This window comes from Streptomyces sp. NPDC043896 (assembly GCF_056435605.1).
The window spans coordinates 96,461-111,709 of the sequence record NZ_JBWKEE010000023.1 but is presented as its reverse complement, the minus strand read 5'-3'; the positions used below and the strand labels follow the sequence as shown (position 1 = coordinate 111,709).

The 15,249-nt window shown below is 69.3% G+C and carries 10 protein-coding genes; 4 read left to right on the top strand and 6 right to left on the bottom strand.

Going from position 1 to position 15,249, the window contains the following annotated elements; genetic code table 11:
- Nucleotides 1-73 precede the first annotated feature (73 nt).
- The 4 genes from AC069X_RS28945 to AC069X_RS28930 form a co-directional block, all read right to left on the bottom strand.
- Entirely contained in the window at nt 74-1,681 is a 1,608-nt protein-coding gene (locus AC069X_RS28945; RefSeq protein ID WP_478733002.1) for a glycerol-3-phosphate dehydrogenase/oxidase, read from the bottom strand.
- A gap of 39 nt (nt 1,682-1,720) precedes the next feature.
- Nucleotides 1,721-3,247 (bottom strand): glycerol kinase GlpK, encoded by a 1,527-nt coding sequence (gene glpK / locus AC069X_RS28940; protein ID WP_478733000.1) that lies wholly within the window; start codon nt 3,245-3,247, stop codon nt 1,721-1,723.
- Between the two features lie 79 nt (nt 3,248-3,326).
- A complete protein-coding gene (locus AC069X_RS28935) occupies nt 3,327-4,109 on the bottom strand; it encodes an MIP/aquaporin family protein (protein WP_478732998.1) in 783 nt (260 codons plus the stop codon).
- A gap of 325 nt (nt 4,110-4,434) precedes the next feature.
- Nucleotides 4,435-5,202 carry an IclR family transcriptional regulator gene (locus AC069X_RS28930; RefSeq protein WP_478732996.1) on the bottom strand — a complete coding sequence of 256 codons (768 nt, stop codon included), beginning with the start codon at nt 5,200-5,202 and terminating at the stop codon, nt 4,435-4,437.
- Between the two features lie 249 nt (nt 5,203-5,451).
- On the opposite strand from AC069X_RS28930, the gene metH reads away from it, so the two are divergent.
- From metH to AC069X_RS28910, 4 genes are all read left to right on the top strand, one after another.
- Nucleotides 5,452-8,964: a methionine synthase gene (gene metH, locus AC069X_RS28925; RefSeq protein ID WP_478732994.1), complete on the top strand. Its 3,513-nt coding sequence runs from the start codon at nt 5,452-5,454 to the stop codon at nt 8,962-8,964.
- Nucleotides 8,965-9,076: 112 nt separating this feature from the next.
- Nucleotides 9,077-9,778: an HAD family hydrolase gene (locus AC069X_RS28920; RefSeq protein ID WP_478732992.1), complete on the top strand. Its 702-nt coding sequence runs from the start codon at nt 9,077-9,079 to the stop codon at nt 9,776-9,778.
- Nucleotides 9,779-10,259: 481 nt separating this feature from the next.
- Nucleotides 10,260-11,864: an ABC transporter substrate-binding protein gene (locus AC069X_RS28915; protein WP_478732990.1), complete on the top strand. Its 1,605-nt coding sequence runs from the start codon at nt 10,260-10,262 to the stop codon at nt 11,862-11,864.
- Nucleotides 11,865-11,934: 70 nt separating this feature from the next.
- Nucleotides 11,935-13,518 carry an ABC transporter substrate-binding protein gene (locus tag AC069X_RS28910; RefSeq protein ID WP_478732988.1) on the top strand — a complete coding sequence of 528 codons (1,584 nt, stop codon included), beginning with the start codon at nt 11,935-11,937 and terminating at the stop codon, nt 13,516-13,518.
- Between the two features lie 73 nt (nt 13,519-13,591).
- On the opposite strand, the gene AC069X_RS28905 is transcribed toward AC069X_RS28910, so the two are convergent.
- Both AC069X_RS28905 and AC069X_RS28900 read right to left on the bottom strand, forming a co-directional pair.
- The gene (locus AC069X_RS28905) at nt 13,592-14,263 is read right to left on the bottom strand and encodes a response regulator (RefSeq protein ID WP_478732986.1); all 672 of its coding nucleotides are present in this window, start codon (nt 14,261-14,263) and stop codon (nt 13,592-13,594) included.
- A gap of 63 nt (nt 14,264-14,326) precedes the next feature.
- The gene (locus AC069X_RS28900) at nt 14,327-15,211 is read right to left on the bottom strand and encodes a RecB family exonuclease (RefSeq protein ID WP_478732984.1); all 885 of its coding nucleotides are present in this window, start codon (nt 15,209-15,211) and stop codon (nt 14,327-14,329) included.
- Nucleotides 15,212-15,249: the final 38 nt, after the last annotated feature.

The following is a 15,249-nucleotide window of genomic DNA, read 5'->3' as shown; positions in this document are numbered from 1 at the left end:
GGACATCGGCCACAGCCCACGACAGAGGGGCGGTTCCCCTCGGAACCGCCCCTCTTCCCCACCTGCGTACGAGCTATGCCTTGCGGCTCAGCATCTCCTCGACGCGGCCGCGCACGGCCTCGTCGTCCAGGCCGCGGACCGTCACCGTCGTACGGCGGCGCAGCACGTCGTCGACCGTCTCGGCCCACTCGTGGTCACGGGCGTAGGCGACCTGCGCCCAGATCTCCGGACCGTCCGGGTGGATGCGCTCGGCCAGCGCCGGGTCCTCGTTCGCCAGGCGCGCGATGTCGAAGGCGAGCGAGCCGTAGTGCGAGGCCAGGTGGCGGGCGGTGAGCGGGTCCATGCGCGCGCCGGGCTCGCGGTCCACCAGCAGCCGGTGCGCGACCGCGTTCGGGTTGGCGACACCGGGCAGCGGGACACGGCGTACGAGGGACTTCACCGGCTCCATGTCCTCGGTCAGCGGGCTGCCCGGGAGCTTGGCGAGCTTGTCCATGACCACACGGCCGATGTGGCGGTACGTGGTCCACTTGCCGCCGGCCACGGACAGCATGCCGCCCGCGCCCTCGGAGACCACGGTCTCGCGCTTGGCCTTCTCGACGCCGCCGGGGCCGCCGGGCAGCACGCGCAGGCCGGCGAAGGCGTACGTCATGAGCGAGCGGTCGAGGTCGGCGTCCTTGATGGAGAACGCGGCCTCGTCCAGGATCTGCTGGATGTCGGCCTCGGTGGCGCGCACGTCCGCCGGGTCGCCCTCGTACACCTCGTCGGTGGTGCCGAGCAGCAGCTGGTCCTCCCAGGGGAGGGCGAAGGTGATGCGGTACTTGTCGATCGGGGTGGCCATGGCGGCCTTCCACGGCGACTTGCGCTTCATGACGATGTGCGCGCCCTTGGACAGGCGGATCGACGGCATCGCGTGCTTGTCTTCCATGCGCCGCAGGTGGTCCACCCACGGGCCGGTGGCGTTGAGCACGACGCGCGCGTCGACCCCGAACTCGGTGCCGTCCAGGCGGTCCTTGAGCTCTGCTCCGCTGACCCGGCCCTTCGTCATGCGCAGGCCGGTGACCTCGGCGTGGTTGAGGACGACCGCGCCGGACTCGACGGCCGCGCGGACCGTCATGACGGCGACGCGGGAGTCGTTCATCTGGTGGTCGTAGTAGACGGCGACGGCCTTGAGGTTGTCCGTCTTGAGGCCGGGGTTGTCGGCGACGGCACGGGCCGGGGATATGACCTTGCCCATGCCGTCGCCGAAGGCCGAGAGGGCGGAGTAGGCGAAGACGCCCGCGCCCAGCTTGGCCGCACCCACCGGACCGCCCTTGTAGACCGGCAGGTAGAACGTGAGCGGGTTGACCAGGTGCGGGGCCACGTCCTTGGCCAGCACCCGCCGCTCGTGGTGGTTCTCCGCCACCAGCTTGACCGCGCCGGTCTGCAGGTAGCGCAGACCGCCGTGGACGAGCTTCGAGGAGGCCGAGGAGGTGGCGCCGGCGAAGTCGCCGGCGTCCACCATGGCAACCCGCAGACCCGACTGCGCGGCGTGCCAGGCCACCGAGGTGCCCAGGATCCCACCGCCGATGACCAGCAGGTCGTACGTGGCCTTCGAGAGCTGCTCGCGGGTCTCCGCGCGGCTCGCGTTGGCACCGGAAGTCGGGTGCGTGCCCAGTGCGGGAACGCTCTGCAGGGTGCTCATATCTCTTTCAGCTCCTCGTCGATTGACTCAGCCGGTGCGTCAGCTGGCGTCTTCGTCGTCGATCCAGCCCATGGACCGCTCGACGGCCTTGAGCCAGTTCTTGTACTCGCGGTCCCGCTGGTCGGCGGGCATCCGCGGGGTCCACTCCGCCGCGCGGCGCCAGTTGGCGCGCAGGGCGTCGGTGTCGGGCCAGAAGCCGACGGCCAGGCCGGCGGCGTAGGCGGCGCCGAGGCAGGTGGTCTCGGCGACCATCGGGCGCACCACGGGGGCGTCCAGGAAGTCCGAGAGCGTCTGCATCAGCAGGTTGTTGGAGGTCATACCACCGTCGACCTTGAGGGCGGCCAGCTCGACGCCGGAGTCCTTGGTCATGGCGTCGGTGATCTCGCGGGTCTGCCAGGCGGTGGCCTCCAGGACGGCACGGGCGATGTGCGCCTTGGTGACGTACCGGGTCAGGCCGGCGATCACACCGCGGGCGTCGGAGCGCCAGTACGGGGCGAACAGGCCGGAGAAGGCCGGCACGAAGTAGGCGCCGCCGTTGTCCTCGACCGAGAGCGCGAGGGTCTCGATCTCGGCCGCGGTCTTGATCATGCCCATCTGGTCGCGCATCCACTGGACGAGCGAGCCGGTGACGGCGATGGAGCCCTCCAGGGCGTAGACCGGCTTCTGGTCGCCGATCTGGTAGCCGACCGTGGTCAGCAGGCCGCTGTAGGAGTTGATGATCTTGTCGCCGGTGTTCATCAGCATGAACGTGCCGGTGCCGTAGGTGGACTTCGCCTCGCCCTCGGCGAAGCAGGTCTGGCCGAAGAGCGCGGCCTGCTGGTCACCGAGCGCCGAGGCGACCGGGACGCCGGCGAGGACGCCTTCCTTGACGTGGCCGTAGACCTCGGCGGAGGACTTGATCTCGGGCAGCACGTTGAGCGGGACGCCCATCGAGTCCGCGATCTTCTCGTCCCAGGCCAGGGTGTGCAGGTTCATCAGCATGGTGCGCGAGGCGTTGGTGACGTCCGTGACGTGCGCACCGCCCTGGGCGCCACCGGTGAGGTTCCAGATGACCCAGGAGTCCATGGTGCCGAAGAGGATGTCCCCGGCCGCGGCGCGCTCGCGCAGGCCCTCGACGTTGTCGAGCAGCCAGCGGACCTTCGGGCCGGCGAAGTAGCTCGCCAGCGGCAGGCCGGTCTCGCGGCGGAAGCGGTCCTGGCCGACGTTGCGGCCGAGCTCCTTGCACAGGGCGTCGGTGCGGGTGTCCTGCCAGACCAGCGCGTTGTGCACCGGCTCGCCGGTGTTCTTGTCCCACAGGACGGTGGTCTCGCGCTGGTTGGTGATGCCGACCGCCTTGACGTCGGCGGCGGTGATCTCGGCCTTGGCGATGGCGCCGGCGACGACTTCCTGGACGTTGGTCCAGATCTCGGTGGCGTCGTGCTCGACCCAGCCCGGCTTCGGGAAGATCTGCTCGTGCTCCTTCTGGTCGACGGCGACGATGCGGCCGTCGCGGTCGAAGACGATGCAGCGGGAGGAGGTGGTGCCCTGGTCGATCGCGGCGATGAAGGGGCCGGTGCTGCTGGTCATGATGGCTGCTCCTGGCAGGTCTGTTGAGTAGGCGGAATCAGGAGGGCGGTGCGGATCTTACGAACGCGGCCGAAGCTGATCAGGCGAACGCGATGTTGTACAGACCGCCGGCGAGCGCGGCACCGACGAGCGGGCCGACGACCGGGATCCAGGAGTACCCCCAGTCCGAGCCGCCCTTGTTGGGCAGCGGGAGCAGGGCGTGGACGATGCGCGGACCGAGGTCGCGGACCGGGTTGATGGCGTAGCCGGTCGGGCCGCCGAGGGAGAGGCCGATGCCGACGACGACGAAGGAGGTGATCAGGACGCCGATGACGCCGAGGCCCTTGCCGTCGTCCTGGAGGCCCTGCGTCAGGATCGCGATGACGAGGACGAAGGTGCCGATGATCTCCGTGGTGAGGTTCTGGACCACGTTGCGGATCTCGGGGCCCGTGGAGAAGATGCCGAGCACCGGGCCGGCCTGGTCGTGCGGGTGCGGGTCCTCGGGGCCGAGCTTGGCGTCCTTGATGTTCTCCGGGTCCGCCAGGTGCGCGGCGAACTGGCCGTAGTAGGTGATCCACATCAGGACCGCGCCGAGCATGGCGCCGAGCAGCTGGCCCGCGAAGTAGACGGGGACGTCACCCCACTCGCCGGTCTTGACGGCGATGCCGACGGTGACCGCCGGGTTGAGGTGCGCGCCGGACAGCGGCGCGGAGACGTAGGCGGCGATGAGGACCGCGAAGCCCCAGCCGAAGGTGATCGCGAGCCAGCCCGCGCCGCGGGCCTTGGAGCTCTTGAGCGTGAGAGCGGCGCACACGCCGCCGCCGAGCAGTGTGAGCAGGGCGGTACCGATGGTCTCGCCGATGAAGATGTCGGAGCTGGACACCCGCGACTCCTTTGTCTTACGTCCAGGGGTGGGCGGACACCGGGTCCCTCCGGTGGTCCACACACTCGGTGAGTGCTTCACCGGTCCATGGCCTCGCCATACCCTAACGCGTATTGCCGGTAGGTGTTCGACAATGCCGACCGATGAACGGCAGTTTTCCGCCTGGGTGAAGAACGCGTCAAGGCCCGACCAGGTCAAAGAACCGGATCGTTACCACTCGGTACGATCGACCAAATCAGGCCAATGGATGGTCTGAAAACGCCAAAGTCCACCCGAACGGCACACGAGGTGGGCCATCGGGTGGACCGAAGGGGTCAGGTCAAGCTCAGAACCGGCCCGCGCCGAGATCGCGCGAAACCGACCGCGCGCAGTCCCGTACGGAGGCCACCAGGGCCGCCCGCGGCTCCCCGGACTCCCCGCAGACCCGCTCCACGGCGCCCGCGACGGCCACCGCGCCGACCGGCATCCGCCGCCGGTCGTGGATGGGCGCCGCCACCGAGGCGATGCCCTCCCAGGTCTCCTCCACGTCGGCCGCCCAGCCGCGCGCCCGGGTCAGGTCCAGGACCTCCTCGAACCCCGCCGCGTCGGTCACCGTGCGCGGCGTGAAGGCCTCCCGCTCCGCGTCCAGGGCCTCCGTGTGCGCCACCGGGTCGTAGGCCGACAGCACCTTGCCCAGCGCCGTGGAGTGCAGCGGCTGCATCGCCCCCACCTCCAGCACTTGACGGCTGTCGTCCGGCCGGAACACGTGGTGCATGATCAGCACCCCGCTCTGGTGGAGCACCCCGACGTACACGCTCTCGCCGCTCGCCCGGGCCAGGTCGTCCGTCCACACCAGCGCGCGGGCGCGCAGCTCGTGCACGTCCAGGTAGCTGTTGCCCAGCCGCAGCAGCTCCGCGCCCAGCTGATAGCGCCCGGAGGCCGGGTCCTGCTCCACGAAGCCCTCGGCCTGGAGCGTGCGCAGGATCCCGTGCGCCGTGCCCTTGGCCAGGCCCAGGGCGGACGCCACGTCCGAGAGACCCAGCCGGCGCTCCCCGCCGGCCAGGAGCCGCAGCATCGCAGCGGCTCGTTCGAGCGACTGGATGTTCCGTGCCATCGCGCAGCCTCCTGCTGACGTAGTTCGACAATGCTGAACACTATCGGTCGATGCCGACCTCGTGCATGGTTGGGTGTTCAGCGGTGCGGCGTGCCGGGGCACCCTCCCACGCGGTTCCCGGCCACAGGATGCAGTCCGCCAGGTGGGACGCCCTCACCGGGTCCGCCGCCGCGCGGTTACCCTGACCGCGTGCACCCTTGACACAGAGGGTGCAAAGCCGACAGCCGTCGCAGCCCAGGGAGCTCAACCATGGCCTCGTTGCCGAACCCGCCCGCAGACACCCAGACACGGGCCGATGCCCTCCGAGAGGCGCTCGCGACCCGCGTGGTCGTCGCCGACGGAGCCATGGGAACCATGCTCCAGGCCCAGGACCCCTCCCTGGACGACTTCCAGCAGCTCGAAGGCTGCAACGAGGTCCTGAACGTCACCCGCCCGGACATCGTCCGCTCGGTCCACGAGGCGTACTTCTCGGTGGGCGTGGACTGCGTGGAGACCAACACCTTCGGCGCCAACTACGCGGCCCTCGCCGAGTACGACATCCCCGAACGCAACTTCGAGCTGTCCGAGGCCGGCGCCCGCATCGCCCGCCAGGTCGCCGACGAGTTCACCGCCTCCACCGGACAGCAGCGCTGGGTCCTCGGCTCCATCGGCCCCGGCACCAAGCTGCCCACCCTGGGCCACATCACCTACGCCCAGATCCGCGACGCCTACCAGATCAACGCCGAGGGCCTGATCTCCGGCGGCGCCGACGCACTGCTCGTCGAGACCACCCAGGACCTCCTGCAGACCAAGTCCTCCATCATCGGCGCCCGCCGCGCCATGGAGGCCCTCGGCGTCACCGTCCCGCTGATCTGCTCCGTCACCGTCGAGACCACCGGCACGATGCTGCTGGGTTCGGAGATCGGGGCGGCGCTGACGGCGCTGGAGCCGCTGGGGATCGACATGATCGGTCTGAACTGCGCGACGGGTCCGGCGGAGATGAGCGAGCACCTGCGTTACCTCGCCCGCAACGCCCGGATCCCGCTCTCGTGCATGCCGAACGCCGGCCTGCCCGTCCTGACCAAGCAGGGCGCGCACTACCCGCTGTCCGCCGCCGAGCTGGCGGACGCGCAGGAGACCTTCGTCCACGAGTACGGCCTCTCCCTCGTCGGCGGCTGCTGCGGCACCACCCCCGAGCATCTGCGGCAGGTCGTGGAGCGCGTCCGGGGCACGGCGATCACCGAGCGCACCCCGCAGCCGGAGCCGGGTGCGGCGTCGCTGTACCAGACGGTGCCGTTCCGGCAGGACACCTCGTACATGGCGATCGGTGAGCGGACGAACGCGAACGGGTCGAAGAAGTTCCGTGAGGCGATGCTGGACGGCCGCTGGGACGACTGTGTGGAGATGGCGCGGGACCAGATCCGTGAGGGCGCGCACATGCTGGACCTGTGCGTGGACTATGTCGGCCGTGACGGCGTCGCCGACATGCAGGAACTCGCCGGCCGTTTCGCGACCGCGTCCACGCTGCCGATCGTGCTGGACTCGACCGAGGTCGCGGTGATTCAGGCGGGTCTGGAGAAGCTGGGCGGGCGTGCGGTCATCAACTCGGTGAACTACGAGGACGGTGACGGGCCGGAGTCGCGTTTCGCGCAGGTCACCCGGCTGGCCCAAGAACATGGTGCGGCGCTGATCGCGCTGACCATCGACGAGGAGGGCCAGGCCCGCACCGTCGAGCACAAGGTCGCGATCGCGGAGCGGCTGATCGGGGACCTGACCGGCAACTGGGGGATCCGGGAGTCGGACATCCTGATCGACACCCTGACGTTCACGATCTGCACGGGTCAGGAGGAGTCCCGCAGGGACGGGATCGCGACGATCGAGTCGATCCGCGAGCTCAAGCGGCGTCACCCGGAGGTGCAGACCACTTTGGGTCTGTCGAACATCTCCTTCGGTCTCAACCCGGCTGCCCGGGTCCTGCTGAACTCGGTGTTCCTGGACGAGTGTGTGAAGGCCGGACTCGATTCGGCGATCGTGCACGCCTCGAAGATCCTGCCGATCGCGCGGTTCGACGAGGAGCAGGTCAGCACGGCACTGGATCTGATCTACGACCGGCGTGAGGGTGAGTACGACCCCCTGCAGAAGCTGATGGCCCTCTTCGAGGGCGTCAACACCAAGTCCCTCAAGGCCGGCCGTGCCGAGGAGCTGCTCGCCCTGCCGCTGGAGGAGCGGCTGCGGCGGCGGATCATCGACGGGGAGAAGAACGGCCTGGAGGCGGACCTCGACGAGGCGCTGACCACGCGTCCGGCCCTCGACATCGTCAACGACACCCTCCTGGAGGGCATGAAGGTCGTCGGTGAGCTGTTCGGGTCGGGGCAGATGCAGCTGCCGTTCGTGCTCCAGTCGGCCGAGGTGATGAAGACGGCCGTCGCCTACCTCGAACCGCACATGGAGAAGACCGACGCGGAGGGCAAGGGCACCATCGTCCTGGCCACCGTCCGCGGTGACGTCCACGACATCGGCAAGAACCTCGTCGACATCATCCTGACCAACAACGGCTACAACGTCGTCAACATCGGCATCAAGCAGCCGGTCTCCGCGATCCTGGAAGCGGCGCAGGAGCACAAGGCCGACGTGATCGGCATGTCCGGCCTGCTGGTGAAGTCCACGGTGATCATGAAGGAGAACCTGGAGGAGCTCAACCAGCGCAAGCTGGCGGCCGACTACCCGGTGATCCTCGGTGGTGCCGCCCTGACCCGCGCCTACGTCGAGCAGGACCTCCACGAGATCTACGAGGGCGAAGTCCGCTACGCCCGCGACGCGTTCGAGGGCCTGCGCCTGATGGACGCCCTGATCGCCGTCAAGCGCGGCGTCCCCGGCGCCACCCTGCCCGAGCTCAAGCAGCGCCGCGTCCCCAAGCGGGACACCCCCGCCCTCCAGGTGGAGGAGCCGGAGGAGCCGGGCGGCCGCTCCGACGTGGCCGTCGACAACCCCGTCCCCACCCCGCCCTTCTGGGGGACCCGCGTCATCAAGGGCATCCCGCTCAAGGACTACTCCTCCTGGCTGGACGAGGGCGCCCTGTTCAAGGGCCAGTGGGGCCTCAAGCAGGCCCGCGCCGGCGGAGCCACGTACGAGGAACTGGTCGAGAGCGAGGGCCATCCGCGCCTGCGCGGGCTGCTGGAGAAGCTGCACACCGAGAACCTCCTGGAAGCGGCCGTGGTCTACGGCTACTTCCCCTGCGTCTCCAAGGGCGACGACCTGATCATCCTCGACGACCAGGGCAACGAGCGGACCCGCTTCACCTTCCCGCGCCAGCGCCGCGGCCGCCGCCTGTGCCTCGCGGACTTCTTCCGCCCGGAGGAGTCCGGCGAGACCGACGTCATCGGCCTGCAGGTGGTCACCGTCGGCTCGAAGATCGGCGAGGCGACCGCCAAGCTGTTCGAGTCCGACTCCTACCGCGAGTACCTGGAGCTGCACGGCCTGTCCGTCCAGCTCGCCGAGGCCCTCGCCGAGTACTGGCACGCCCGCGTCCGCGCCGAGCTCGGCTTCGGCGGCGAGGACCCCGAGAAGGTCGAGGACATGTTCGACCTCAAGTACCGGGGGGCCCGCTTCTCCCTCGGCTACGGCGCCTGCCCCGACCTGGAGGACCGGGCGAAGATCGCCGACCTCCTCCAGCCGGAGCGGATCGGCGTCCACCTCTCGGAGGAGTTCCAGCTGCACCCCGAGCAGTCCACCGACGCTCTGGTGATTCACCACCCCGAAGCGAAGTATTTCAACGCACGCTGACACGGACCGGCGTACACTGGTCGGTCCCAAACAGGCCGGTCACCTGTTCCCGAGGGGGAGATCCCTGCGGGTCGAGGTGGCCGGCCTTGTCGTCCCCACGAGAGGCGTACGCATGACCAGCACCGTTCCCGCACCCGTCGCCCGCACGGCCGACGGGCATGCTCTGCAGGCGGTGCTGCTGGACATGGACGGCACCCTCGTCGACACCGAGGGCTTCTGGTGGGAGATCGAGGCACAGATCTTCCACGAGCTGGGCCACCGCCTGGACGAGTCCTGGCGGGACGTGGTCGTCGGCGGACCCATGAGCCGCAGCGCCTCCTTCCTGATCGAAGCCACCGGAGCCGACATCGGGCTCGCCGAGCTGAGCGTCCTGCTCAACGAGCGCTTCGAGGCCCGCATCGCCGACCAGGTCCCGCTGATGCCCGGCGCCGAACGCCTCCTGAGCGAGCTGGCCCGGCACAACGTGCCCACCGCCCTGGTCTCCGCCTCCCACCGCCGCGTCATCGACCAGGTGCTCCTCACCCTCGGCCGCGACCGCTTCACCCTGACGGTCGCCGGCGACGAGGTGCCCCGTACCAAGCCCCACCCCGACCCGTACCTGATCGCCGCCGGCACCCTCGGCGCGCACCCCTCGCGCTGCGCCGTCATCGAGGACACCGCCACCGGGGTCGCCGCGGCCGAGGCCGCGGGCTGCCGGGTCGTGGCCGTGCCCTCCGTCGGCGTCATCGAGCCCGCGCCCGGCCGCACCATCGTGCGCTCGCTGGAGGACGTCGACCTCACCTTCCTGCGCTCGCTCATCACTACGATGAACTGAGCGCGCACGCTCCGTACCGAACAGAACGGGGGCGAGCCTGAGATCCGACGAGAGGATCTTCCGCCCTTAACCCCGGAGGCCGAAATTCCATCCTCTCCGTCAGCGGAATTCCAGGTGACCTTGGTCACCCGGGAAGCCCCCGCCGAGCCCGGTCACCGGCTCCGGGGGCTTCCTTTGTGTCCGGATTGATCATCTCCTGACCGCATCTGCGAGGACTCCGGCATAAGCGGTAAGTCCGCACCCATCACGGTGCGATTACACCCCAACTCCTGCCAGTTCCAGCCATCCCGCCCCAGCCCACTAATGTCGACGCGGGCACTCCGCACGCACCCTTGCCGTACCGGACGCACACCCCTGTGCCGGTACGCGCGTGGACCGATCGTCAAACACCGGCCCGATCGTTCCGCCCTGAACGGGCGACCGCCGCGCAGTGCCCTCTACGCCGCTTTGAACAAGTGCCGGGTGAGGGAGTACTTCCAGCATGAACCGCAAGACCATGGTGCTGACGGCCGCGATCGGCCTGCTCACCCCCGCGCTGTCCGCCTGCGGCAGCGCGAGTGGCGGAGGAGCAGCGTCCGGAGCGATCGTCGTCGGTACCACCGACCGGTTCGAGGCCGCCGACTACGCCCCCGCCCCCTTCGACCCCGCCTACGCCTACGACGCCGGCGCCTGGAACGTACTGCGCCAGACCGTCCAGACGCTGATGCGCACCCCGCGCGGCGGCGGCCAGCCCGTCCCCGAAGCGGCCTCCGACTGCCGCTTCACCGACTCCGGCAACGAGAGCTACCGCTGCACCCTGCGGCCCGGCCTGAAGTTCGCCGGCGGCGACCCGGTCACCGCCAAGGACGTGAAGTTCTCCATCGACCGGGTCCGCGCCATCAAGGACGAGAACGGCCCCTCCGCCCTCCTCTCCACCCTCGACACCGTCGAGACCAAGGGCACCGACACCGTCGTCTTCCACCTGAAGACCGCCGACGCGACCTTCCCGTACAAGCTCGCGACCCCCGCCGCCGGCATCGTCAGCGAGAAGAACTACGAGGCCAGGAAGCTCCGCCCCGGCTTCGCCGTCGACGGCTCCGGCCCGTACACGATGAAGGCCGAGGTCAAGGACAACCACCTCGTCCGCGCCGTCTTCACGAAGAACCCGAACTACAAGGGCGACATCAAGGTCCAGAACGACAAGGTCGAACTGCGCACCTTCGACGACTCCGCCACCATGGGCAAGGCGCTCACCGACGGGAAGATCCACGTCGTCTCCCGCACCCTGTCGCCCGCCCAGATCACCGAGTTCGCGAAGACCCCGCCCAAGGGCGTCAAGCTCACCCCGATGCCCGGCCTGGAGATCCGCTACATCGGCTTCAACACCGACGCCCCCGCCGTCGGCAACAAGGCCGTCCGCCAGGCCCTCGCCGCCGCCGTCGACCGCAACAACGTGATCTCCAAGGTCTACGGGAAGTCCGCGCAGCCCCTGTACTCGCTGGTCCCCACCGCCGTGCCCGGCCACGTCAACTCGTTCTTCAACAAGTACGGCGAGGCCAACACCGCCAAGGCCGCCGAGATCCTCAAGGCCGCCGGGGTCAAGACCCCCGTCAAGCTGACCCTGAACTACACCACGGACCACTACGGCGACGGCACCGCCGCCGAGTTCGAGGCCCTCAAGACCCAGCTGAACTCCACCCAGCTGTTCGACATCACCGTCCAGGGCAACGAGTGGGGCACCTTCCGCCCCGCCCAGAAGAAGGGCGACTACGCCGCCTACGGGCTCGGCTGGTTCCCCGACTACCCGGACCCCGACAACTTCCTCGCCCCGTTCCTGGAGCAGGACAACTTCCTGGGCACGCCGTACGCCAACAGCACGGTGCGCACCAGGCTCATCCCCGAATCCCGCCGCGCGGCCGACCGCAACGTCGCCGGGCCCGCGATCACGGACATGCAGGACATCGTCGCCGAGGACGTACCCGTCCTGCCGCTGTGGCAGGGCAAGCAGTACGTCGCCGCACGCGACGGGATCACCGGAGTGGAATGGTCGGTCAACGCCATCTCCGACCTCCAGCTGTGGGAACTCGGCCGGGGTGTCAGCGGCTGAGACCGGCAGTAACCGGCGGCGGACGTCGCAGGCCGGCGCAAGGACCAGACAAGACTGTGAAGGAATTCGCGTGAAGAGACGTAACCAGTGGTTGGCAGCCCCGCTCGGCGCGGCCACTGCCGCAGCGCTGCTCAGCGGTTGCGGTTCGCAGGACGGCTCCGCCGCCGGCAACGGCAAGGGCGTGGTCATGGGCATATCCGACAAGGTGAAGTCCGTCGACCCCGCGTCGGGCTACGACCCGGGCTCCTGGCTGCTCTTCAACAACGTCTTCCAGTCCCTGCTGACGTTCCCCAAGGGCGGCACCACCCCCGAGCCCGACGCCGCCCAGGCCTGCAACTTCGAGGGCGGCGACAGCAAGGTGTACAAGTGCACCCTGCGCAGCGGCCTGAAGTTCAGCAACGGCAACAGCCTGACCTCCAAGGACGTCAAGTTCTCCTTCGAGCGCACGCTGAAGATCAACGACGAGAACGGCCCCGCCGTGATGCTCTCGTCGATCGCCGGCATCGAGGCGCCCGACGAGAAGACCATCGTCTTCAAGCTGAAGTCGTCCGACGCCACCTTCCCGAGCAAGATCGCCTCGGGTGCGGGCGCCATCGTCGACCACAAGGAATACCCGGCCGACAAGCTCCGCACCGACAACAAGGCGATCGGCTCCGGCGTCTACAAGCTCGACGCGTTCAGCGAGAAGAGCGCCAACTTCTCGGTCAACGACTCCTACACCGGCAAGGCCAAGGCCAAGAACACCGGCGTCACGCTGAAGTTCTTCAACGGCGACCAGGCCGGCCTGAAGACCGTCCTGGAGAGCGGCGACGTCGACTTCGCCTTCCGCGGCCTCGCCGCCAAGGACATCGCCGGCCTCGCCGCCACCAAGACCGGCGACAACAAGGTCGACGTCGTCCAGGGCACCGGCGCCGAAGTCCAGCACCTGGTCTTCAACGTCAGCGACCCCGTCGTCGGCAAGCTCCCCGTCCGCAAGGCGATCGCCTACCTCGTCGACCGCGAAGCGCTCGTCAAGGACGTGTACGCGGGCACCGCCGCCCCGCTCTACTCGATCGTCCCGGCCGGCATCGCCGGACACACCACCCCCTACTTCGACCGCTACGGCGGCAGCCCCCAGGTCGAGAAGGCCAAGGCGGTCCTCAAGGCCGCCAACATCTCCGGCAAGATCAAGCTCACCCTCTGGTCCACGCCGGCCCGCTACGGCCCGTCCACCGACCACCAGTTCCAGGTCATCGCCAAGCAGCTCAACGAGAGCGGCCTCTTCGAGGCCGACGTCAAGTCCGTCGAGTTCGAGCAGTACGAGAAGGACATCCAGGCCGGCAAGTACGGCGTCTACGTCAAGGGCTGGGTCCCCGACTACCCGGACGCCGACAACTTCACCCAGCCGTTCTTCGGCCAGGACAACGTCCTGCACAACAACTACGACAACAAGGAGATCAGCGGGACCATCATCCCCGCGACCTCCACCAAGTCCGACCGCACCGCGGCCAACACGGACTACACCCGCCTCCAGGACATCGTCGCCGACGAGCTGCCGGTCCTCCCGCTCTGGCAGGGCAAGCAGTACGCCGTCGCCCGCCAGAACGTGACCGGCCTCCAGTGGTCCCTGGACGCCTCCACGGTCTTCCGCTTCTGGGAGATCAGCAAGGGCTGACCCGCCCCGGACACACGTCCGCCCCGGCACCCCGCGAGGGGTGCCGGGGCGGACCCGTACCCGAACCCGGCGGCTACTGCGCGCCCGGACGCACCAGACCGCTCTCGTACGCGTACACCGCCGCCTGCACCCGGTCGCGCAGCCCCAGCTTCGTCAGCACGTGCCCCACATGCGTCTTCACCGTCGTCTCGCTCACGAACAGGTCCGCCGCGATCTCGGCGTTCGACAGCCCCCGGGCCACCAGCTTCAGCACCTCCACCTCACGCTCGGTCAGCGTCCCCAGCACGTCCGGAACGCTCTCCTCACCCGACGGCAGGTGCCCCGCGTACTTGTCCAGCAGCCGCCGCGTGATGCTGGGCGCGAGCATCGCCTCACCCGCCGCCACCACCCGGATCGCCTGCACCAGCTCGTTCGCCGGGGCGTCCTTCAGCAGGAACCCGCTCGCCCCCGCCCGCAGCGCCTCCACCACGTACTCGTCCAGGTCGAAGGTGGTCAGCACCAGCACCTTCGCCGGACCGTTCCGGTCCGGCCCGGTGATCTGCCGCGTCGCCTCCACCCCGTCCATCCGCGGCATCCGGATGTCCATCAGCACCACGTCCGGCTGCAGCGCCCGCACCTGCTCCAGCGCCTGCAGACCGTCCCCAGCCTCACCCACCACCACCAGGTCCTGCTCCGCCTCCAGGATCATCCGGAAGCCGGTGCGCAGCAGTGGCTGGTCGTCGACCAGCAGGACGCGGATCGCCACGGGGTACCTCGTATTCATCGGGCGGCAACGGGAGACGCCGCCCATTCTGCCCTGACCGGACGATCAGGAATCCGCCGGGCGATCCGCCCCGCTCCTGGGGGAGACCACCAGCGGGTACACCGGGGGAGTGCCCCCGAACTCCGGACACACCGCCTGATGATCACACCAGCCGCACAGCTTCGTCGGCCGCGGCCGCCAGTCACCCGTCTCCGTCGCCTCACGGATCGCCTCCCACAGCGCGTGCAGCTTGCGCTCCACCCGCTCCAGGTCCGCCGGCACCGGGTCGTACGTCAGCACGTCCCCGCTGCCCAGGTACACCAGCTGGAGCCGCCGCGGCACCACCTGCCGCAACCGCCACACCACCAGCGCGTAGAACTTCATCTGGAACAACGCGCCCTCCGCGTACTCCGGCCGCGGCGCCTTGCCCGTCTTGTAGTCGACGATCCGCACCTCACCCGTCGGCGCCACGTCCACCCGGTCGATGATCCCGCGCAGCCGCAGCCCCGACTCCAGCTCCGTCTCCACGAAGAACTCCCGCTCCACCGGCTCCAGCCGCGTCGGGTCCTCCAGCGTGAACCAGCGCTCCACCAGCGCCTCCGCCTCCGACAGCCAACGCGCCAGCCCCTCCCCGCCATCCCCCTCCGGGAAGAGCTCCGCCAGCTCCGGCTTCGCCTCCAGCAGCCGGTCCCACTGCCCCGGCAGCAGCGCCTTCGCCCGCGGCACCGTCCGCTCGTGCGCCGGATGATCGAAGAGCCGCTCCAGCACCGCGTGCACCAGCGTCCCCCGCGTCGCCGCCGCACTCGGCTTCTCCGGAAGCCGGTCGATCACCCGGAACCGGTACAGCAACGGACACTGCATGAAGTCACCGGCCCGCGAAGGGGACAGCGAGGTCGGCCGGGAAACACCCGAAGAAGCATCTGCGGAACCGGCACCGGGGGTCGTCGTCATGCGTAAAACCCTACGACCCGGAACGGACAGCACGCGCA

Excerpts from the sequence above, each read along its gene's own strand:
- AC069X_RS28930 (WP_478732996.1), bottom strand. The coding sequence starts at position 5,202 with ATGGCACGGAACATCCAGTCGCTCGAACGAGCCGCTGCGATGCTGCGG.
- metH (WP_478732994.1), top strand. The coding sequence starts at position 5,452 with ATGGCCTCGTTGCCGAACCCGCCCGCAGACACCCAGACACGGGCCGAT.
- glpK (WP_478733000.1), bottom strand. The coding sequence starts at position 3,247 with ATGACCAGCAGCACCGGCCCCTTCATCGCCGCGATCGACCAGGGCACC.
- AC069X_RS28920 (WP_478732992.1), top strand. The coding sequence starts at position 9,077 with ATGACCAGCACCGTTCCCGCACCCGTCGCCCGCACGGCCGACGGGCAT.
- AC069X_RS28915 (WP_478732990.1), top strand. The coding sequence starts at position 10,260 with ATGAACCGCAAGACCATGGTGCTGACGGCCGCGATCGGCCTGCTCACC.
- AC069X_RS28945 (WP_478733002.1), bottom strand. The coding sequence starts at position 1,681 with ATGAGCACCCTGCAGAGCGTTCCCGCACTGGGCACGCACCCGACTTCC.
- AC069X_RS28900 (WP_478732984.1), bottom strand. The coding sequence starts at position 15,211 with ATGACGACGACCCCCGGTGCCGGTTCCGCAGATGCTTCTTCGGGTGTT.